The sequence below is a fragment of the Verrucosispora sp. WMMD703 genome, assembly GCF_049178935.1.
Lineage (GTDB): Bacteria > Actinomycetota > Actinomycetes > Mycobacteriales > Micromonosporaceae > Micromonospora > Micromonospora sediminimaris.
In genome coordinates, this window is sequence record NZ_JBMHMM010000004.1 from 6,241,859 (window position 1) to 6,261,125 (window position 19,267).

A 19,267-nucleotide genomic window follows, 5' to 3' on the forward strand; every position below is an offset into this window, starting at 1 on the left:
CCACCCACCCGATCTCCAGAAACTCTAGAGAACGGGTGGGTGATTGTCCAGCTGATTTCAGCGGCTACCGATGGTGAGGACCGGCTTGGTGACCTCGGCGAAGAAGTCGTTGCCCTTGTCGTCGACCACGATGAAGGCCGGGAAGTCCTCCACCTCGATCTTCCAGACCGCCTCCATGCCCAGCTCGGCGTACTCCAGGACCTCGACGTGCTTGATGCAGTCCTGCGCGAGTCGAGCCGCGGGCCCGCCGATCGAACCGAGGTAGAAGCCGCCGTGCTGCTCGCAGGAGCGGGTGACCTGGCCCGACCGGTTTCCCTTGGCGAGCATCACCATCGAACCGCCGGCGGCCTGGAACTTGGCCACGTACGCGTCCATCCGGCCAGCCGTGGTCGGGCCGAACGAGCCGGAGGCGTAGCCCTCCGGGGTCTTCGCCGGGCCGGCGTAGTAGACCGCGTGATCGCGCAGGTACTGCGGCATCGGCTCGCCCGCGTCCAGCCGCTCGGCGATCTTCGCGTGAGCGATGTCCCGGGCCACCACCAACGGGCCGCTCAACGACAGCCGGGTCTTCACCGGGTACTTGGAAAGCTCGGCGCGGATCTCGTCCATCGGCCGGTTGAGGTCGACGCGTACCACCTCGGTCGCGTCCAGCTGCGCCTCGGTGACGTCGGGCAGGAAGCGGGCCGGGTCGGTTTCGAGTCGTTCCAGCCACACGCCCGACGGGGTGATCTTGGCCACTGCCTGCCGGTCGGCCGAGCAGGACACCGCGATCGCCACCGGGCAGGAAGCGCCGTGCCGGGGCAACCGCACCACCCGTACGTCGTGGCAGAAGTAGCGCCCGCCGAACTGCGCGCCGATGCCGAAGTTGCGGGTCAACTCCAGCACCTCGGCCTCCAGCTCCAGATCCCGGAAGCCGTGCGCAGTCATCGAGCCGGAGGTGGGCAGGGTGTCGAGGTACTTGGCGGAGGCGTACTTGGCGGTCTTCAGGGCGTACTCGGCGCTGGTGCCGCCGATCACCACGGCCAGGTGGTACGGCGGGCAGGCGGAGGTGCCGATCAGCCGCAGCTTCTCCTCCAGGAACTGCATCATCCGCGTCGGGTTCAGCAGTGCCTTCGTCTCCTGGTAGAGGTACGACTTGTTGGCCGAGCCGCCCCCCTTGGCCATGAAGAGGAACTTGTACGCGTCGGGGTGCCCGTCCGGGTCCTCGGCGTACAGCTCGACCTGCGCGGGCAGGTTGCTGCCGGTGTTGCGCTCCTCCCACATGGTGAGCGGGGCCAGTTGCGAGTAGCGCAGGTTCAACCGGGTGTACGCCTGCCACACGCCCCGCGAGATCGCCTCGGCGTCGGTTCCGTCGGTGAGCACGTGCCGCCCGCGCTTGCCCATCACGATCGCGGTGCCGGTGTCCTGGCACATCGGCAGCACCCCGCCGGCAGCGATGTTGGCGTTACGCAGCAGATCAAGCGCGACGAACCGGTCGTTCGGGGAGGCCGCCGGGTCATCGATGATCGACCGCAGCTGGGCGAGGTGCGCGGGGCGCAGGAAGTGCGCAATGTCGTGCATCGCCTCGGCGGTCAGCGCGGTCAGCGCGGCCGGCTCGACCGTCAGGAACCGGCGACCACCGGGGCCGTTGACCACATCGACGCCCTCGTCGGTGACCAGGCGGTAGTCCGTCTGATCCGGACCGGTCGGCAGCAGCGGGGCGTACGCGAAGTCGGCGGCGCTCACGACGACACTCCGCTTCGCTCCGTGCCGCCGTGAGGCACCACCGCACTGGGCTGAAGATTCGCTCGCTGCCGCTCGCTCACGACGACACTCCGCTTCGCTCCGTGCCGCCGTGAGGCACCACCGCACTGGGCTGAAGATTCGCTCGCTGCCGCTCGCTCATGACGGCAAAGCCTAGGGCAGAAGGTTGGGTCCGTCCCACCCGCCGGGGGGCGCGATCATTTACCGGGGTCAGGGGCGGCGCACAGCTCGTTCTTCGGACCACAACTGTCCTGGGGCTGCGGCACCGCGCCGCTGCCGGCGGGGCCCGGGTCCGCCCCGTCGACCTCGCCCGGCGTGCCACCGGCCGCCGCGCCGAACCGGACGTACCCGATCTCCCGGCCCTCCCCGATCACCATGCCGGCGGGCCCCACGGCGAGGGCGTTCGCCGAGGTACGCAGCACGGCCAGTTCCCGCCCGGTCCGCGGATCGAGCGCGACCAGCCGGTTGGGCTTCTCGTCGGCGACGATCGCCGCGTACGGGGTGAGGGCCGCATCCGCCTTCTTCCCCGCCGGCCGGTTCCACCGGGTCCGCCCGGCACCGAGTTCGCGGGCGGAGACGGCACCGCCGTCGGCGGCACGCACCAACGCGTACCGGTCGTCGACGGCGAGCACCCGTTCGGCGTCGGCGGTGACCAGCAACAGCCGCCCGTCGTACCCGTCGAGGACCACTTCCCGGCCGTCCGGCGAAACGCCGAGCACCACGTTCCGGGCACCGTACGGGTCCTCCCGCTGCACGCAACCGGCGCTGTCGGCGGTACGGAGGTTGAGCCCCGACTGCTGCCATGCCTCCTGTCCGGTGGCCGAGTCCCGACCGGAGATGGCGTAGTAGCAACTGCCGTCCTGAGACCGGGCGGTGATGCGCAACAGACGCCCACCGATCACGGCGAGCCGCTCCTCCCGGCCGGGTTCGACGTTCTGCAGCACCCGGCCGGTGGCGGTGTCCACCACGTGCACCCGCCCGTCGACCGGGAAGCCGAGCAGCGGCGGCACCGCCTCCGGGCCGGCCACCTCACCGTCGATCCGGTTGCTGGTGAGCCGCCGGCTGTCGAGCAGATTCGGGTTGTCGGCGAGCAGGCCGGTGCTGACCCCGGGCAGGAAGGCGGTCCACAGCGGAACGGTGCCGCGCGGGTCCCAGGCGCTCAACGTGCAGTCGGTGGCCTCCACGCAGCGGGCGTCCAGCAGCAGGTTGCGGTAGGTCCAGACCGCCACCGCATCATCGTCGCGACGGCGGGTCACCCCGGTGGTGGGGTCGAGCACCTCGTACCCCTTGACCAGCAGCTTGCCCACGACGACGACGGCTTCCCGCCCCGCGCCGGTGACCGCGCTCCAGTCGGCCTTGCGCTCCCAGAGCTGCGTGCCGGCGGCCAGGCTGCGGGCCTCCACCCGGGTGCGTTGCTCGATCACGACGCTCTCACCGGCGATGGTGACGCTGCGCGGGGTGCCACCGATACGTTGCTGCCAGACCACGTCCGGCTGGGAGATCGGCTGGGGCCGGTTCATCCAGTCCCACATGGTGGGGAACGGGTTCCAGACTCCGGTAGCGGCGAGCACCACCACCGTGATCAGGCCGAGCAGCAGCCAGCTACGTACGCCGAGGCCGCTCCCCTTCGCCACCGGGACACGGTAGCCATCCGCGCCGAGCACCGCCCGCACCGCCCCGCGTGTCGCACCGGAAAGATCGCGTGGGCGGCACCGCGAGCACGTTGGTCGACTCAGCGGTCAGCGGACACCACAGGAGCCGGCGTGGACTGCGCCGGAGGCGCAGGTGAGCGTCGGCCACCGGGGGCGAGGACCGGCCAGAGCAGCAGCGTCGCGATGATCGAAGCAGCCCCGGCACCGGCCATCACCACGCCCGGCGCGAGCACCTCGCTGAGCGCGCCGGCCCCGGCGGCGGCCAACCCCTGCGCCGCCATCATGCCGGTGCTGACCAGGCCGAAAGCCTGCCCTCGGCGTACCTCTGGGACCGCGTCGAGAAACCGTCGGGCCAGCCCGAGCTGGTAGGCGAAGCCCGCGGTCGCCACCGCGAACAGGGCCGCCGCCGGCAGCAGCACCGGCCGGGCCAGGAACACCAGCATGGGTACGCCCAGCAGCAGGGCCAGCCACGGCGTCCAGCGTTCCCGCCGGGCGGGCGCGACGAACCGCCCCACCAGCAGGTCGCCGACAAGCATGCCGCCCGCGCCCGCCATCAGCAGGATGCCGGCGTTGGCCCCCGGCCCGAGCCCGGCCGCGTACGGCACCGCCACCCCCTCGGCACCGACAAGCAGTGACCCCGGCAGCCACTGGGCGAGCAGCAGGCCACGGATCCGGCGGTCGGCCAGCAGCTGCCGGTTCACCCGCACGGTCTCCCGGAACGCACCGGGCCGCGGACCGGCAACCGCCCGGCCGGTGCGGGCGGGACGAGGAGCCAACCCGAACCGCACCAGCAATGCGGAGAGGCCACAGGTCGCCGCCGTCAGCCAGAGCGCGCCGTACGGGCCGACCAGCCCCAACAGCAGGCCACCGACGGCGAACCCGGCCACCTGCGTACCCCCGGCGGCCACGGTGAGCAGCGAACGACCCAGCACGTACCGGTCACCGTGCAGCATCTCGGGCAGCAGCGCGGTACGCGACGCGCTGCTCACCGGGCCGAAGAGGGCCACGACGGCGACCAGGCCGAGCATCGCCGCCGGGGGGAGCAGACCCGTGGCGAGCACCGCCACCACGGCCAGTCGCACCAGGTCGTAGCCGACGATCAGGGCGCGGGCCGGCCACCGGTCGGCCAGGGCCAGCAGGAACAGCCCACCCAGCGCGTGCGGCAGGAATCCGGTCACGTACGCGAGCGCGGCCAGCAGACCGGACCCGGTGCGCTCGTAGACGAGCACCGAGAGGGCGAGCATCTTCACCGTCTCGCCGATCATGAAGATCCCGTAGCTCGCGAAGATCACCCGGAACTCGGCGACGGCGAAGACGTCCCGGAAGGTGGCCTGCCGGTCGGCCACCTTCGGCGCATTCATGCTGGTGTTGTCCACGCCGATCAGCCTGGTGGCGCACACCGGACCGCTCTATCCTTTCGCTGAAGAACGAAAGGTCGGGCGATGCGGATCGAGGTCACTCCGGCGGACGTCGCGGCCAGTCGGTACGCCATCTCACCGCTGGGCGAGGCGGTCTGGGCGCTGCGCGTCCACGCCGGCCAGCACGCCGTGCCGGGGCTGGCCCCCTGGGTGGCCCGCACCCGATCGGTCTTCGAGCAACTGCGCCGGGACTACCCGGCGGTGGGCGCGCTGATGGCGCTGCTACGCCGGGGCGGCTACAACGCCGACTTCATCCAGCCGCCACCCGACGGCATCGGCCGCACCTTCGCCGACGAGTTGGCCGTGGTCCGGGCCACGCCGCTCGGGCAGGCCCGCGACGAACTGTCCCGCAACCTTGTCGGACTGCGCACCCCACCGGCGTACGCCCGCCGGATCTACGACTCGCCGGACGTCGTCGACCGGCTGGCCGACGCGATCGAGGCGTCCTGGATGGCCCTGGTGCAGCCGGACTGGCCGCGACTGCGGGCGGTGCTGGAACGGGACCTGGTGCATCGCGCGGGTCGTCTGCTCGCGTACGGCTGGGGGGCCGCCGTGGCGGACCTCGACCCGAGGCTGCGCTGGGTCTCCGGCGGCGGCCTCGGCGCGATCGAGGTGGCCGACCGCGACCCCCGCAGCTACTCGCTGGACGGGCGGGGCCTGCTCTTCATTCCCACGGTCTTCGGCATGATGATCAACTACGTCGAGCCGCCATGGCCGTTCGCGATCGTCTACCGGGCCTCCGGCGTGGCCGAGCTGCTCGGCCCGCCCGACCCCGGCCGCCCCGAGGAGGCGCTGGACCGGCTGGTCGGGCGGTCCCGCGCGGCTGTGCTGCGGGCACTCGCCCTGCCCGCCACGACCAGTCAACTCGTCGTGCAACTCGGGATGAGTCTGGGCGGCGTCGGCGACCACCTGTCCGTGCTGCGCGACGCGGGCCTGATCACCCGGGTCCGCTCCGGCCGATCCGTCCGGTACCGCCGCACCCCGCTCGGCGACGCCCTCACCGCCGACTGATCCCGCCGCCTCTCCTTCACTGCACCGCCGAGCGCAGCAGCGGAAGGACGCGGTAGGGGATCTGCTCGGCGAGCGCGATGATCGTCGAGGCGCGGGTGATGCCCTCGTACGCCACGATCTGGTCGATCACCCGCTGAAGGTCGGTGTTCGAACGGGCCACGATCCGGCAGAGCAGGTCGCCCGAGCCGGTAATGGTGTGTGCCTCCAACACCTCGGGGATCGCCGCCAGATGACGGGTCACCGGGTCGTGCCCGTGCCGCTGACTGATCTCCAGGGTGACGAAGCTGGTCACCGTGAAGCCGAGCGCGGCCGGGCCGAAATCAGGCCCGAACCCGGCGATGACGCCCCGCCCGACCAGCTTGTCGAGCCGCGCCTGGACGGTCCCCCGGGCGACGTGCAGCCGACGCGAGCACTCCAGCACGCCGATCCGGGGTTCCTCGGCGAGCAGTTCGATGAGTCGCACGTCCAGCTCGTCCAGCTGAGCAATCTGACCAGTGTTCATGCGTGGACACCATACCGTTTGTGCAACCTGACCAGCGTACGCCGTGAGGGTTGCCCAGTGCGGCCGGACACCGCGATGCTCGGCACACAGCACACGATCCCGTCGGCCCACCAGGCCGGCCGGTACGCGAGGGAGGCCACCATGACCCAGGCGATCGACCGACCCCAGCCGACCGAGGAGGTGGACGTCGACGCTCTCGTCGGCGCCGTCGACCACGACACCAGCAAGGACCCGTTCCCGGTCAAGGGCCTCGACTACGTCCACTTCATGGTGGGCAACGCCAAGCAGGCGGCGCACTACTACTCCACGGCGTTCGGCATGACCTGCGTGGCGTACCGGGGACCGGAGCAGGGCCACCGGGACTACGCCGAGTACGTGCTGACCAGCGGTTCCGCCCGTTTCGTCTTGACCGGGGCGGTACGCCCCGACGCGCCCGGCGCCGAACACGTGACGAAGCACAGCGACGGCGTGATCGACATCGCGCTGGAGGTGCCGGACGTCGACGCGGCCTACTCGCACGCCGTCCAGCAGGGTGCCAACGGCCGGACCGAGCCGACCGACATGACCGACGAGCACGGCACGGTCCGCTTCGCGGTCATCGACGCGTACGGCGACACCCGGCACACGCTCGTCGACCGGTCCCGCTATACCGGTCCGTTCCTGCCCGGCTTCGTCGCCCGCGGCCCGATCGTGGACCGACAGCCGATGATCGACGCGGGGATCCAGCCGAAGCGCTTCTTCCAAGCGGTCGACCACGTGGTCGGCAACGTCGAGCTGGGCCGGATGGACGAGTGGGTCGAGTTCTACCGCCGCGTCATGGGCTTCACCAACATGGCCGAGTTCATCGGTGACGACATCGCCACCGACTACTCGGCGCTGATGAGCAAGGTCGTCGCGAACGGCACCCGCAAGGTGAAGTTCCCGCTCAACGAGCCGGCCATCGCCAAGAAGAAGTCGCAGATCGACGAGTACCTGGAGTTCTACCAGGGCCCCGGTGCCCAGCACATCGCCGTGGCCACCAACGACATCCTGGCCAGCGTGGACGCGATGCGGGCGGCCGGCGTCGACTTCCTGGAGACCCCGGACTCGTACTACGACGACCCGGAACTGCGCGCCCGCATCGGTGAGGTACGCGTACCGATCGAGGAGCTCAAGTCCCGCAAGATCCTGGTCGACCGGGACGAGGACGGCTACCTGCTGCAGATCTTCACCAAGCCGGTGCAGGACCGTCCGACGGTCTTCTTCGAGCTGATCGAGCGGCACGGCTCGCTCGGCTTCGGCAAGGGCAACTTCAAGGCGCTCTTCGAGGCCATCGAGCGGGAGCAGGAAAAGCGCGGCAACCTGTAACACTGTCGAGCGTGACCCAGCCACCCGCACATCCGACACCGCCGGCCGGCGAGCCCTCGGCCGGCGGTGCCGCGCCACCCGCCGGTCCACCCCAGGTTCCGGCACAGTGGGCCCCGCCCGGCCAGCCGCCGCCGGCACAGCCAGGTCCGCCGGGGTACGCGTCCCAGCCGCCCTGGCCGGTGGGACCGCCACCGGCCGGCTGGGCTGCCGGGCCGCCACCGCCGGTGCTGGGGCCGGGTGGGCAGCCGCTGGCGAGCTTCGGTGACCGGCTGCTGGCCTACCTGATCGACACCGCCGTCGTCGTCGCTGCCCTGTTGGTGGTGTTCGGGCCGCTTTTCGTGATCTTCATGGCCCAGATGCTGGCCGTGGATCCGGAGACCAACCCGGACGGCACCGTGGCGGAACCCGGGTTGTTCGTCGTGGAGATCCTGCTGCCGATGCTGCTGCTCCAGGCCGCGTCTCTCGTGATCATGTTCGGCATCTACTGGCTGTACCACGTCGAGTACCTCAAGCGGACGGGCCAGACTCTGGGCAAGAAGGTGATGGGCCTCCTGGTGGTTCCGCTCGACCCGACCGGCACCCTCGATCGACGGATGGCGGGGAAGCGATACCTCGTGGAGTTCGTCGGCGGGTCGCTGGTGCCCGGTGGCAGTTACGTCGACGGCCTCTGGCAGTTGTGGGACAAGCCCTGGCAGCAGTGCCTCCACGACAAGTTCGCCGGGACCGTCGTCGTTAAGGTGTCGAGGTGACTGAGCGCAGCGAGGCCTCGCCGTGAGCGTGGCACCCGGTTGGTACGTCGACCCCGCCGACCCGGAAACCCGCAGGTACTGGGACGGTGAGGGCTGGATCGGCGCGCCCATCCCGGTGGACGTCACGCCGCCCGAGGGCCCACCCGAGCCCGAGCCCGAGCCGGCGCCGGAGCCCACCTCCCCGGCGTCCGCCTCGGCACCACCCGCAGCCGACCTGCCGTCCGGCGGCACCCGACCGGCCACCTGGCCGCAAGGCCCGCCGACAGGGCAGCCGGGCGGCGGAACGCCACCGGGTTGGCCCGGCGGTCAGGGATCTCCGGGCGCGCCGCCGGCCTGGCCGACAGGTGACACGCCGCAGGGGCCGCCGCCCGGCTGGCCGTACCCGACCTGGCCCGGACGCCCGCCGGCCCCCCGTCCGCACGGGATGCCGTTGGCCTCGTTCGGTGCCCGGCTGGGCGCCCGGCTTATCGACTTCGGCATCGTTTTCGTGCTCAACGCCCTGGTCAACGGCTGGTTCGTCTGGCGCTACCTCCAGGAACTCTCGGCGCCACTCGACGAGTTCTGGCGTCGGGTGCAGGACCAGGACCGCACCACCGAGCCGTTGCCCGCCGCCGGTGATCAGGCCGGTGCGCTGGTCGTGACGATCCTGCTCATCGCCACCTCGCTCTGGCTGGCGTACGAGGTGCCGTCGATGGCCGCCAGTGGGCAGACCTTCGGCAAGCGGCTGCTGCGGGTCAGGGCGGTGCCGGTCGAGGCGGACGCACCACTGGGCTTCGGCCGGGCCCTGCGCCGCTGGAACACTCTCGGCCTGCCCACGCTGCTCTGGTACTGCTGCGGCCTCGGCCTGCTGCTCCAGCTGATCGACGCGCTCTCACCGCTCTTCGACCACCCGCTACGGCAGGCGCTGCACGACAAGCGGGCGCAGACCGTGGTGGTTCAGCTTCCGCGTACCCCCGACGACCGCGCCAACCCCCCGGGAGAGACCCCATGACCGACCGACGACACCAGGCGGCGGTGCGGCTGACCCGCGCCGACCTGGACGCGCTACCCAACTACGTGCCCGGACGCAGCCCGGCCGACCTGGCTCGTGAGCTGGGCCTGCCCGAGGCCATCAAGCTGGCCAGCAACGAGGTGCCGTACGGCCCGCTGCCTGGTGTGGTGGAGGCGGTCGCCGAGGCCGTCGCCGGCGTGCACCGCTACCCGGACATGGGCGTGGTCGCGCTCCGCCAGGCGCTCGCCGAACGGTACGGGGTGGACGCCGACCGGGTGGCGACCGGCTGCGGCTCGGTGGCGCTGGCCGAGCACCTGGTACGGGCGACCTGCCTGCCGGGCGACGAACTCGTCTACTCGTGGCGCTCGTTCGAGGCGTACCCGATCATTGCGGCGACCAGTGGCGCGACGAGCGTGCAGGTGCCCAACGACGGCGGGCACGGGCACGACCTGGCGACGATGGCCGCGGCGGTGACCGATCGCACCCGGATGATCCTGGTCTGCAACCCCAACAACCCGACCGGCACGGCCGTACGCCGGGCCGAGCTGGACCGCTTCCTCGACGCCGTACCCGACGACGTGCTTGTGGTGATCGACGAGGCGTACCGGGAGTTCGTCACCGACCCAGAGGTGCCGGACGGGCTGAGCTACGCCGACCGGCCGAACGTGGCGGTGCTGCGCACCCTCTCCAAGGCGTGGGGGCTGGCCGGTCTGCGGATCGGCTTCCTGGTCGCCCAGCCGCAGGTGGCGGCGGCGGTCCGCAAGGTCGTCACGCCGTTCTCCACAAGCATGGCCGCACAGGCGGGCGCGTTGGCCGCGCTGGCCCAGGCCGACGAGGTGCACCGGCGGTGCGCGCTGGTGGTGGCCGAACGCGAGCGCGTCGGCGAGGCGTTGACCAAGCTCGTTCCCGGCGTGCCGGCCAGCCAGGCGAACTTCGTCTGGCTGCCGCTGGGTGACCGGTCGGTGGAGTTCGGCAAGGCCTGCGAGTCGCGGGGCGTGATCGTGCGGCCGTTCCCTGGTGACGGGGTACGGGTCACCATCGGCACGCCGACCGAGAACGACGCCTTCCTGGCGGCGGCCGAGGCCGCCCTGGGCTAGACCAGGCCGTACCGGGCCGGTCCGCCATCCCCCAGCGGACCGGCCCGAGTCTGCTACTCCTGCGGCACCGGCTCCCGCTGCTGCGCCCGCCGCCGGTAGGCGAAGCCGAACAGCAGCGCCAACACCAACCCCGAGGCGACAAGCCCGCCGGCCAGCACCGCGCTCGACCGGTCGGCGCTGGCTGCCGCCCGGACGGTCGTGCCGCCGAAGCTGACCGTGCCGCTGGCGCTGCGCTTGGTCCAGCCGCTGGCCAGGTCGAGCTTTGCCGACCAGGGTCCGTCGGGCAGGCGGGAGTCCAGCGCGACGCGGACGGTGGTGCTGCCGCCCAGGGGCAGCGTCGCGGCCTCGACCCGGACCGGATCGGTGGACAGACCGCCCGGTCCGTCGGCGAGCCGGAGTTCGCCGGCCAGGTCGAGCGCCCGCTTCCCGGTGTTGCGCACGTCGGCGGTGACGATCGGCGTGCCGTCGGGCTCCCGCAGGCCGGTCAGCGGCCCGATCTCGAAGCCGGACGGCGGCTCCCCGCCCGGCCCCACCGACAGGTAGACCCGGATGCCGGCGCGACCCACGTTGCGGATCTGCTGGCCGTCCGTGCCCGAGATCTCGGCCCAGACCACCGCGTACCGCTCGCCGGCTTCGGCGGCGCGCGGCACCCGGATGGTGACCAGCGCCTCCACCTCCTCACCGGCGGCCAGTGCCTCCTCGTCGGGCTCCACCCGGATCCAGCTGCTCAGTTCGTTCTCGGTCCGGTCCGGCGCGATGACGAAACCCTTCTTCGTCACCGCTGCCGCAGCGGCGTAGAGCGCGACCTTGCGCTGGACCTCCGAGGAGTTCTTGACCACGATGCGCCGCTTGATCGTGGTGCCGGGCTTGACGTGGTCCACGATGTACTTGTGCGCTCGGGAGTCGTCGCGGCGGTTCACCGGCGCGTCGAGCAGGCGCACCCCGACCGAGACGGCCGGGCCGCTGGGGCTCGGTGACGCACTGCCGCTCGGCTTCGGCGGCTTTGATCGACCGTCCCGGCGATCGGCGGCCGGCAGGTCGACGACCTCGGGCGGAGCCGGTTCGACGCGGGCCACCGCTCGGGGCGCCGGCACCGCCCCGGTTGCGGTCGACGCCGGTGCCCCGGCAGTGACCAGGACGGTCACGGCCAGGGCGAGGGCGCTGACGCGGTCATGCCACCGAATGGGTGATCACCCCCGTGTAGGTGCCGCCGACCGCACCGCCCGGAATGGTGATCCGGATGTCCGGTGCCCAGGTCGCGGAGTTGTTGCCGGAACCGGAGGTCTTCGAGAAGGCGACCCGTGGCACGTTCAGCACGACCGCGTCGGCCTGGGTGGGCTGGCCGGGCACGAAGGTGCCGGTACCTGTCGTCGCGATGGCGCCGCCGGACCAGTACTCGACCAGGTTCGGCAGGATCGTCTCCTCGGGCGTACCGCCGCCGGTGGTGAAGGCGCTGCTACTCACCGTGGCCGTCCAGGTGGCGTTCAGCGCCGACCGGCTGTCGGTGACCGTGACGTTGCCGAGTTCACCGGTGATGCTGGAGCCGGCGAAGGCGGCGCCGAGGTTCACCGCCGGGGGCACGGCGATGTCCAGGTTGGCGGTGGAAACCGTGAAGGTCACGATGGTGTCGCCGGACGGGGCGGCGGCGGCGGGCGCCGCCAGGGCCACCACGGTGGCCGCGGCGGCGGTCAGGGTAAGAAGTGGCTTCCTCATGCCGATGACGCTAAAGCGCACGGTCGGCACACAGCAGGATCTTTTGGACAAATAACCCATCAGGCGACAGAGTGGGTAATCGTGCCCGTGTAGGTGCCGGCGATGATGCCGTTCGGCACGACGATGCGCAGGCTCGGATTCCAGGCGACGCGGTTGTTGCCATTGCCGGAGGTCTTCCGGAACGCCTCACGGGTCACGTTGAGGGCCACCGCCTGCGCCTGGGTGAGCTGACCCGGCACCAGCGTGCCGCCGCCGGTGCTCTGCACCGCCGGCCCCGACCAGTAGAAGACCGAGGCGTTGGAGATGGTCCGCTGCGCCCCACCCCCGCCGGTGATGAAGACGGTGGCGGAGACGGTGGCCACCCAGGTGTTCGGGTTGACCGGGCCACGGACATCCGTCACCTCGACGCGGCCCATCGGCCCGGTCAGCACCCCGCCGGTGAAGCCGGTACCAAGGTTGACCGTCGCCGGCACGGTGATGTCCACCCCTTCAGTCTTGGCCAGCTGGAAGCTGCGCCCGACCGGCGCGGCGGCCTCCGCCGGAGCGGCGCCGACGAGAATCATGATCACGCCCAGCAGGGCTGCCAAGAGACGCACAGTGGGACTATAAGTAACTTATGTCCGTTTTGTCGAGCTAGCCACGGGTCGTCGGTCGTCAGGTCGCGGCGATGATCAACGATTCGGCGGTGAGGTAGTACCGCTGGTCGTCCGCGTCGGGATCGACCGGCCGGCGCAGTCGCTCCACCACCACGTACCCGTCGGCCGCGTACGCGTCGCCCGGTGCCCACCCGGTGCCGTCGGAGCCGATGTCGAGCACGAAGCTGGACGATCGCGCACCGGTGGCCGGGTCCAGCGTGACGAGCTCGTTCGCCTCGGTCAACACGTGCACCCGGCCGGGCTGTACGGCGATCACCCGACCCGGGCCTACCTCGACCCGCCAGCGTTCCTCACCGCCGGGGACGGTCCGGCCGACGAGCACTCCCTCGGCCATGCCCACTGCCGTCCCGTCGACCAGTTCGGTACCCGGACCATCCAGCACCGGTGCCTGCACCGGCGCTTCCGAGCCGAGCAACCACCCCCGGGCCGGCGCGTCCCCGGGCCCAGCGGTCCGCAACGCGGCACAGCCGACGCCGTCCGGCCCACAGCCGAGCAGCGTGGCCGTCAGCTCGTCACCGGCATCCGGCGGACGCCACCTGGTCGTCACCATGCCGGTTGCGGTGTCCCGAAACTCGATGGCCGCCGGTCCCTCACAGTCGTCCACGGTCAGCAGCCGGCCACCGGAGCCGGTGCCCACCGGTTCGCGGCAACCGGAACCCACCGCCGCCCGCCACAACTGCCCACCATCGGCCAGGTCGACCGCCCGGATTTCGCCCTCGCCGGAGCTGACGACCACGTGGCGGCCATCGACGGTCCGGCTCACCGCAAGCCCGCTCGGCCGCCAGAGGACGGCCGTGCCGGTGCGCCGCGACACCCGCTCCGATGCCGGCTCCGGCCCGTCCGCCCGCCAAGCAACCCGACCGGTACGCGCGTCGATCGCCACGAGCTGCCCGTCCGACCAGCGGCTCACCACCGTCGTCCCGCTCGCCACCACCGCGTCCAGACTCGCCGGCCAACGCCGGAAGGACCAGTACGGGGTGCGCCGGCTACGACTGTCGACAGGTTGGTCGGCGTAGACCTGCCGGGGCGCGGCGTACACCCGCAGCCGGCCGTCGACGATCAGCGGGGCAACCGGCAGGCGGCCGGTCACCCCGGGGGCCGGCGTGCTCCGCGCCGGGTAGTCGTCCCGGGCGGGGGTGCTCACCTCGGCCGGCGCCAGGACCCGGTACGCGATGACCCCGACCGTCGCGGCGACGCCCACCGCCGCCACCGCCGCCACGAACCGCCGCCGACCCGCCGCCCACCCCATGCCGCACCTCCGCACGGCACCCTACCCAGCCGCCTCCGGGCCCGCCCCCGAGCCGCCCCGTCAACCCACCCGCCCCGACTCGCCCCGCCAAGCCCGCCCGCCGAGCCGAACTCGCCGTTGCGCCGGTCCCGACATGCGGCATGCCGCGGTCTCGCGATGGGCGTGATGCCGCTGTTTGCCGCAACGGGCGGGCGTGGGCGGCGGCCCAGTCGGCGCGCGAGAACACCCGCCCGGGTCCGGGCGTGACGGAGGCGTGCGAGGGCGGGGTCAGGCGACTTCGGCGTGGCGGGCGGCGGCTGCGGCGGCCAGGGCGGCGATGTCCTGCCGCAGCACCTTTTCCGCTGCTCGGACCGCCAACCCGCCGAGCAGCAGTGCGAGCGCCCGGCCAGTCGTCGCGGCCGGCTGAGCCCACACCGTCACCGTCACCGAGGCGTGGCGACGCCCACGACGGTGCACGTCCCGTAGCGTCCAGGTGATCCGGTAGTCGACGCCGTCACCGGGCGAGCCGAGGACCAGCCGTCGGGGCGGCTCGGCGGCCAACACGACGAACTCTTCGGCCACCGTGCCGCCGCCCGGTCGCGTCCGGATCTCCCGCCAACTCGTACCCGGGCCGAACGTTCCGGGCGTCAGCAGTTGCACAGGCCGATCACCGCCCCTCGGCCGGGACAGGTCGGTGAGCACCCGCCACAGATCGACTGCGGATGCTGCGACCAACCCGTTCACCGCAACTGTCGACATGCCACCTCCCGTGGCACCGACGGTACGCGGCGTGATCGTGGTGCGGGGTCCCCGAGCGGAGAATCCCCGCCGGAGACCCCCGGCGGGCATCAGCCGACGAATCGACCGTCCCGGATCGCGTCGACGAATGCGGTCCAGCCCGGCGGGCTCACCACGAGCACCGGTCCGGCCTGGTCCTTCGAGTCGCGGATGCCCACCACACCGTGGACTGCGGCCAGATTGTCGGCCACCTCCACACAGAGGCCCTGGTCGTTGGAACGGCTGCTGGTACGCCAGACCGCGTCCACGAGAACGTGCATCGTCGTCATCTCCCTCGGTTTCGACGTTCCGCCAGCCGAGACCGGGCCGACCGGAAAGGGGGCACCGGCCGGCCCGGCGCGGCATGGCGACGGAATTCCGAGGCGATCAACGAAGACGGTGACGGTCCTTGATCGCACCCGCTGTGCGATCAAGGTCAGCTGTCGGGTTCAGGTCAGTTCGACGGCAGGACGGTGCCCGTGACCTCGCCCAACATGAGGGTGGTGCCGTCCGGCCCGGGTGCGGTGGCGGTGATCGTCACCGTGTCACCGTCGGCCAGGAAGGTGCGTTCCGTCCCGCCCACGGTGACCGGTTCGGTGCCGCCCCAGCTGAGTTCCAGGAACGAGCCGACCTGGTCGCGCCGAGGGCCCGAGACGGTGCCGGAGGCGTACAGGTCGCCGGTACGCAGCGAGGCGCCGTTGACGGTGAGGTGTGCCAACTGCTGGGCCGGCGTCCAGTACATGCCGGCGAAGGGCGGCTCGCTTACCGGCTCTCCGTTCCAGAGCACCCGCAACCGCAGGTCCAGCCCCAGGTGCGGCTCGTCGCGCAGGTAGTCGGCCACCGGCGGATCCTGCTCCGGACCGGCGACGAACGCGTCGCGCAGCGCGTCGAGCGGAGTGACCCAGGCGGCCACCGACGTGGCGAACGACTTGCCGAGGAACGGCCCGAGCGGTTGGTACTCCCATGCCTGGATGTCCCGCGCCGACCAGTCGTTGACCAGCACCACACCGAAGACGTGGTCGGCGAAGTCAGCGGCAGCCACCGGGCGGCCGAGCGGGCTCGGTACGCCGACCACGAAGCCGACCTCAGCCTCGATGTCCAGGCGCGCCGACGGGCCGAACGTCGGACCGTCGGAGCTGGGCCGCTGCCCCTGCGGACGCACCACCGGGGTGCCGGAGACCACCACCGTGCCGGCACGGCCGTGATAGCCGATCGGCAGGTGTTTCCAGTTCGGCAGCAGCGGCGGCTGCCCCGGGCGGAAGATCAGGCCGACGTTCGAGGCGTGGTGTTCCGAGGAGTAGAAGTCGACGTAGTCGGCCACCTCGAAGGGCAACTCCATGCGTACCTCGTCGACGGGCACCAGCAGCGGCTCCACCGCCGCCCGGTGCGTCGGGTCGGTGAGCAGCTCGGTGATCCGGTCCCGCACCGCGGTCCACTGCGGGCGTCCCAGTGCCAGGAACGCGTTGAGCGTAGGCCGGCACAGCGCGCCGCCGGCCAGCACCAGGTCCGCGGCCTCCGCGCCGGCCAGGTCCAGGACGAAATCTCCGATGCGTACGCCGATGCGCGGCTCGTCGTCGCTCACCCGGAACACGCCGTACGGCAGGTGGTGCACCCCGTACCCGGAACCCGCCGCACCCGGCACCCAGCTCGCTGGCTGACTCTCGCTCATGCCTCAAAGCCTCCGTCCACCAGCCCGAGCCGGATCAAATCGGTGAGGGGTTCCACGATGCTGCACGAGCCGAACCCCACCCACAGCGGGCGCGCCGCATCGGGCCGGCCGTCGACAGCCTGCACCAGCGGGCGCTCGTCGCGCACGGTGAGCAACTCGGCGACGGCACCGACGGTCGCGCCGTCAGCGGCGGCCAGGGTCGCGGCGAGCACGTTGCCGAACCCGTGGTGGGTGAAGCCGGTCTCGGGGTCCACGTGCCGGACCGCGTGGTGCAGCCCGGCGGTCAATTTGAACGGCAGGCCCCGGTCCCGGCAGGCGCAGACCACCGCGGCCAACTCGGCCGGGGTCGGGAACAGTTCGGCGGCCAGCCCGCCGGTACGGAACTTGGCGGCGACCGGCACCCCCCGGGCCCGCGAGTCGGCGAGCGCGTCCAGGGCACCCATCAGCCCGAAGGTGAGCGGGATCTCCGCGTAGACGGGGACGCCGTCCAACCGCTCGGCGAGTTTCACCAGCTCGGTCAGTCCTGGTTGCGGGTCCTCGCCCCGCCGCGCGACGGGCACCTCGACCTGTCGTGCGGTCACTCCGAGCGGGGGTAGGAACGACAGCGCGAACGGGAGCCGGTCGAGACCGGTGTCACCGATCAGCCCGATGGCGAAGCCTTCCTCGGGATCGACCAGACCGCTCAGCTCGCCCGCCGTGATCGCCGAGGCGGGCAGCAGCAGCGGGCCGACCAGGTCGGCGTACCACGCGACGCGGTGCCGCCGGTGGGCCTGCACGGCGTCGGGCAGCGACGCGCTGCCCGGCGGGAAGACTGCGGCGTCATCGACCAGGCCGGCGACAAGAGTGGGCAGCTGCGTTGACACGAGACAAGAATGTACGGGACGCTTCATTGAGCGGACAACAGCGTCCGAATATCGGACGCAGGCGGACCGGGAGGGCGAGATGCCGTACTACCGCAGCATCGGCGAGCTGCCACGCAAGCGCCACACCCAGTTCCGGCAGCCGGACGGCAGCCTCTACACCGAGGAACTGATGGGCCAGGAGGGCTTCTCCTCCGACTCGTCCCTGCTCTACCACAGGTACGCCCCGACCGCGATCGTCGCCGCCGAGGAGTTCACCCCGCTGGCCGTCACCCGGGTGCCGAACCTGCCGCTCAAGCCCCGGCACCTGCGTACCCACAAGCTCGACGGGACCGGCGCGGACCCGATCCTCGGCCGGCGGTACCTGCTCGCCAACGACGACGTGCGGATCGCCTACGTGCTGGCCGACCGCCCCTCCCCGCTGTTCCGCGACGCCACCGGCGACCACTGCCTCTACGTGGAGGCGGGCACCCTGCGGGTCGAGTCGACGTTCGGTGTGCTCGACGCGGTACCCGGCGACTACGTGATCATCCCGACCTCGACGGTGCACCGCCTGGTGCCCACCGGAGACACCCCGATCCGGCTGCTCGCCGTGGAGGCGTCCGGGCACATCGGCCCGCCCAAGCGCTACCTCTCCGTACGCGGACAGTTCCTGGAACACTCGCCGTACTGCGAGCGCGACGTCCGGGGGCCGGACACCCCGTTGCTCGTCGACGGCACCGACGTCGAGGTGCTGGTCCGCCACCGGCGCGGATGGACCCGCCACGTCTACGCCAACCACCCGTTCGACGTGGTCGGGTGGGACGGGCACCTCTATCCGTGGGCGTTCTCCATCCACGACTTCGAGCCGATCACGGGCCGGATCCACCAGCCGCCACCTGTGCACCAGACCTTCGCCGGCCCGAACTTCGTGATCTGCTCCTTCGTGCCCCGCAAGGTCGACTACCACCCGGACGCCATTCCGGTGCCGTACCACCACCACAATGTCGACTCCGACGAGATGCTCTTCTACACCGGGGGCAACTACGAGGCGCGGCGTGGCTCCGGCATCGAGCAGGGTTCCATCTCGCTGCACCCGTCCGGCTTCACCCACGGACCGCAGCCCGGCGCGGCGGAACGCGCCATCGGAGTGGACTTCTTCGACGAGCTGGCGGTCATGGTCGACACCTTCCGCCCACTCGACCTCTGCGACGCGGCGGCCGAGTGCGAGGACGACGGGTACGCCTGGACCTGGGCCCGCCGCCCCTAGGGACGGTCAGGCCACCGGCCGGCCGACGATCGCCAACCGGGCCGCGGTGGCGATCGCGATGGCCAGGACCAGCGGCCACGGGGTGCCGAACAGGGCGTAGAGCAGGATCAGCACGGGTGCCGCGGCGGCGGCGTACACGGCCAGGGCGAGTGGACGGTCGGTACGCCGCAGCACGGGCAGGATGGTTCGGGTCAGCCCGGGCAGCCGGGCCGCGTGCTGCCAGAGCACGACGCCTCCGCCCGCAGCCGCCACCACCGCCAGTAGCCGGGAGAAGCCGGAGCCGGTCGCTGTCGAACAGGCGATCACGGTGGCGGCAATCACCGACCAACCGGCGCCCCAGAGCACGAACTGCCGCAGTGCCGCCGGCACCGGCTGGCGTGCGACGACCGGCCCGGTACCGAGGTGGCCCGGCCCGCCCGGCCCGGCTTCGCCACGCCCCCACTCCGGGTCTGCGGCACGGCCGGTCACCGGCCCGCCGGTGGGTACGTCACCGCCTTGCGCCGGCAGGCTCGGGCGTTCCTCCGGCCCGGCGGCGGGCCTGGCGTCGACGTCCCCAGCAGCCGAACGTCCGGCCTCGTCCGGGTCACGTCCGGGCCGGTCCGGATCGT

General features: G+C 71.9%; 18 protein-coding genes. 6 read left to right on the forward strand and 12 right to left on the reverse strand.

What is annotated here, in order from left to right:
• Window positions 1-57 precede the first annotated feature (57 nt).
• The 3 genes from ACN26Z_RS29015 to ACN26Z_RS29025 all read right to left on the reverse strand — a co-directional run bounded on the left by ACN26Z_RS29015 (window position 58) and on the right by ACN26Z_RS29025 (window position 4,753).
• The gene (locus ACN26Z_RS29015; protein WP_421464325.1) at window positions 58-1,722 is read right to left on the reverse strand and encodes a fumarate hydratase; all 1,665 of its coding nucleotides are present in this window, start codon (window positions 1,720-1,722) and stop codon (window positions 58-60) included.
• A 215-nt stretch (window positions 1,723-1,937) separates the two neighbouring features.
• Entirely contained in the window at window positions 1,938-3,374 is a 1,437-nt protein-coding gene (locus ACN26Z_RS29020; protein WP_421464327.1) for a PQQ-binding-like beta-propeller repeat protein, read from the reverse strand.
• 98 nt (window positions 3,375-3,472) lie between these two features.
• Window positions 3,473-4,753 carry an MFS transporter gene (locus tag ACN26Z_RS29025; protein ID WP_421464739.1) on the reverse strand — a complete coding sequence of 427 codons (1,281 nt, stop codon included), beginning with the start codon at window positions 4,751-4,753 and terminating at the stop codon, window positions 3,473-3,475.
• An 81-nt stretch (window positions 4,754-4,834) separates the two neighbouring features.
• Here ACN26Z_RS29025 and ACN26Z_RS29030 point away from each other — a divergent pair, with 81 nt between their 5' ends.
• Window positions 4,835-5,821 carry an ArsR/SmtB family transcription factor gene (locus ACN26Z_RS29030; protein ID WP_282236638.1) on the forward strand — a complete coding sequence of 329 codons (987 nt, stop codon included), beginning with the start codon at window positions 4,835-4,837 and terminating at the stop codon, window positions 5,819-5,821.
• Window positions 5,822-5,837: 16 nt separating this feature from the next.
• Here ACN26Z_RS29030 and ACN26Z_RS29035 read toward each other — a convergent pair whose 3' ends face one another.
• Window positions 5,838-6,323 carry an Lrp/AsnC family transcriptional regulator gene (locus tag ACN26Z_RS29035; RefSeq protein WP_421464329.1) on the reverse strand — a complete coding sequence of 162 codons (486 nt, stop codon included), beginning with the start codon at window positions 6,321-6,323 and terminating at the stop codon, window positions 5,838-5,840.
• 141 nt (window positions 6,324-6,464) lie between these two features.
• Here ACN26Z_RS29035 and hppD point away from each other — a divergent pair, with 141 nt between their 5' ends.
• Genes hppD through hisC form a run of 4 tightly spaced genes read left to right on the forward strand, consistent with a single transcriptional unit; the run spans window position 6,465 to window position 10,507 of the window.
• Window positions 6,465-7,670, forward strand: coding sequence for a 4-hydroxyphenylpyruvate dioxygenase (gene hppD / locus ACN26Z_RS29040; RefSeq protein WP_282236637.1), 1,206 nt, complete (start codon window positions 6,465-6,467; stop codon window positions 7,668-7,670).
• An 11-nt stretch (window positions 7,671-7,681) separates the two neighbouring features.
• The gene (locus ACN26Z_RS29045; protein ID WP_421464331.1) at window positions 7,682-8,419 is read left to right on the forward strand and encodes an RDD family protein; all 738 of its coding nucleotides are present in this window, start codon (window positions 7,682-7,684) and stop codon (window positions 8,417-8,419) included.
• Between the two features lie 22 nt (window positions 8,420-8,441).
• A complete protein-coding gene (locus tag ACN26Z_RS29050; RefSeq protein ID WP_421464333.1) occupies window positions 8,442-9,410 on the forward strand; it encodes an RDD family protein in 969 nt (322 codons plus the stop codon).
• A complete protein-coding gene (gene hisC, locus ACN26Z_RS29055; RefSeq protein ID WP_421464335.1) occupies window positions 9,407-10,507 on the forward strand; it encodes a histidinol-phosphate transaminase in 1,101 nt (366 codons plus the stop codon). The genes ACN26Z_RS29050 and hisC overlap by 4 nt, the downstream gene beginning before the upstream one ends.
• A gap of 53 nt (window positions 10,508-10,560) precedes the next feature.
• On the opposite strand, the gene ACN26Z_RS29060 is transcribed toward hisC, so the two are convergent.
• The 8 genes from ACN26Z_RS29060 to ACN26Z_RS29095 form a co-directional block, all read right to left on the reverse strand.
• Window positions 10,561-11,652: a hypothetical protein gene (locus tag ACN26Z_RS29060; RefSeq protein ID WP_421464337.1), complete on the reverse strand. Its 1,092-nt coding sequence runs from the start codon at window positions 11,650-11,652 to the stop codon at window positions 10,561-10,563.
• Window positions 11,653-11,677: 25 nt separating this feature from the next.
• Window positions 11,678-12,220, reverse strand: a complete 543-nt coding sequence (locus ACN26Z_RS29065; RefSeq protein ID WP_282236632.1) for a hypothetical protein — start codon at window positions 12,218-12,220, stop codon at window positions 11,678-11,680.
• A 59-nt stretch (window positions 12,221-12,279) separates the two neighbouring features.
• A complete protein-coding gene (locus tag ACN26Z_RS29070) occupies window positions 12,280-12,816 on the reverse strand; it encodes a hypothetical protein (RefSeq protein ID WP_282236631.1) in 537 nt (178 codons plus the stop codon).
• A 58-nt stretch (window positions 12,817-12,874) separates the two neighbouring features.
• On the reverse strand, window positions 12,875-14,125 hold the full coding sequence (locus ACN26Z_RS29075; RefSeq protein WP_282236630.1) for a PQQ-binding-like beta-propeller repeat protein: 1,251 nt from the start codon (window positions 14,123-14,125) through the stop codon (window positions 12,875-12,877).
• A gap of 267 nt (window positions 14,126-14,392) precedes the next feature.
• Complete coding sequence (locus tag ACN26Z_RS29080) at window positions 14,393-14,863, reverse strand: SRPBCC family protein (protein WP_282236629.1); 471 nt, start codon at window positions 14,861-14,863, stop codon at window positions 14,393-14,395.
• Window positions 14,864-14,952: 89 nt separating this feature from the next.
• The gene (locus ACN26Z_RS29085) at window positions 14,953-15,162 is read right to left on the reverse strand and encodes a DUF397 domain-containing protein (RefSeq protein ID WP_093403670.1); all 210 of its coding nucleotides are present in this window, start codon (window positions 15,160-15,162) and stop codon (window positions 14,953-14,955) included.
• 173 nt (window positions 15,163-15,335) lie between these two features.
• Window positions 15,336-16,550, reverse strand: coding sequence for a fumarylacetoacetase (fahA, locus tag ACN26Z_RS29090; RefSeq protein WP_282236628.1), 1,215 nt, complete (start codon window positions 16,548-16,550; stop codon window positions 15,336-15,338).
• Window positions 16,547-17,413: a hypothetical protein gene (locus tag ACN26Z_RS29095; RefSeq protein ID WP_282236627.1), complete on the reverse strand. Its 867-nt coding sequence runs from the start codon at window positions 17,411-17,413 to the stop codon at window positions 16,547-16,549. The genes fahA and ACN26Z_RS29095 overlap by 4 nt, the downstream gene beginning before the upstream one ends.
• 79 nt (window positions 17,414-17,492) lie before the next feature.
• Here ACN26Z_RS29095 and ACN26Z_RS29100 point away from each other — a divergent pair, with 79 nt between their 5' ends.
• Complete coding sequence (locus ACN26Z_RS29100; protein ID WP_421464340.1) at window positions 17,493-18,659, forward strand: homogentisate 1,2-dioxygenase; 1,167 nt, start codon at window positions 17,493-17,495, stop codon at window positions 18,657-18,659.
• Window positions 18,660-19,267 lie beyond the last annotated feature (608 nt).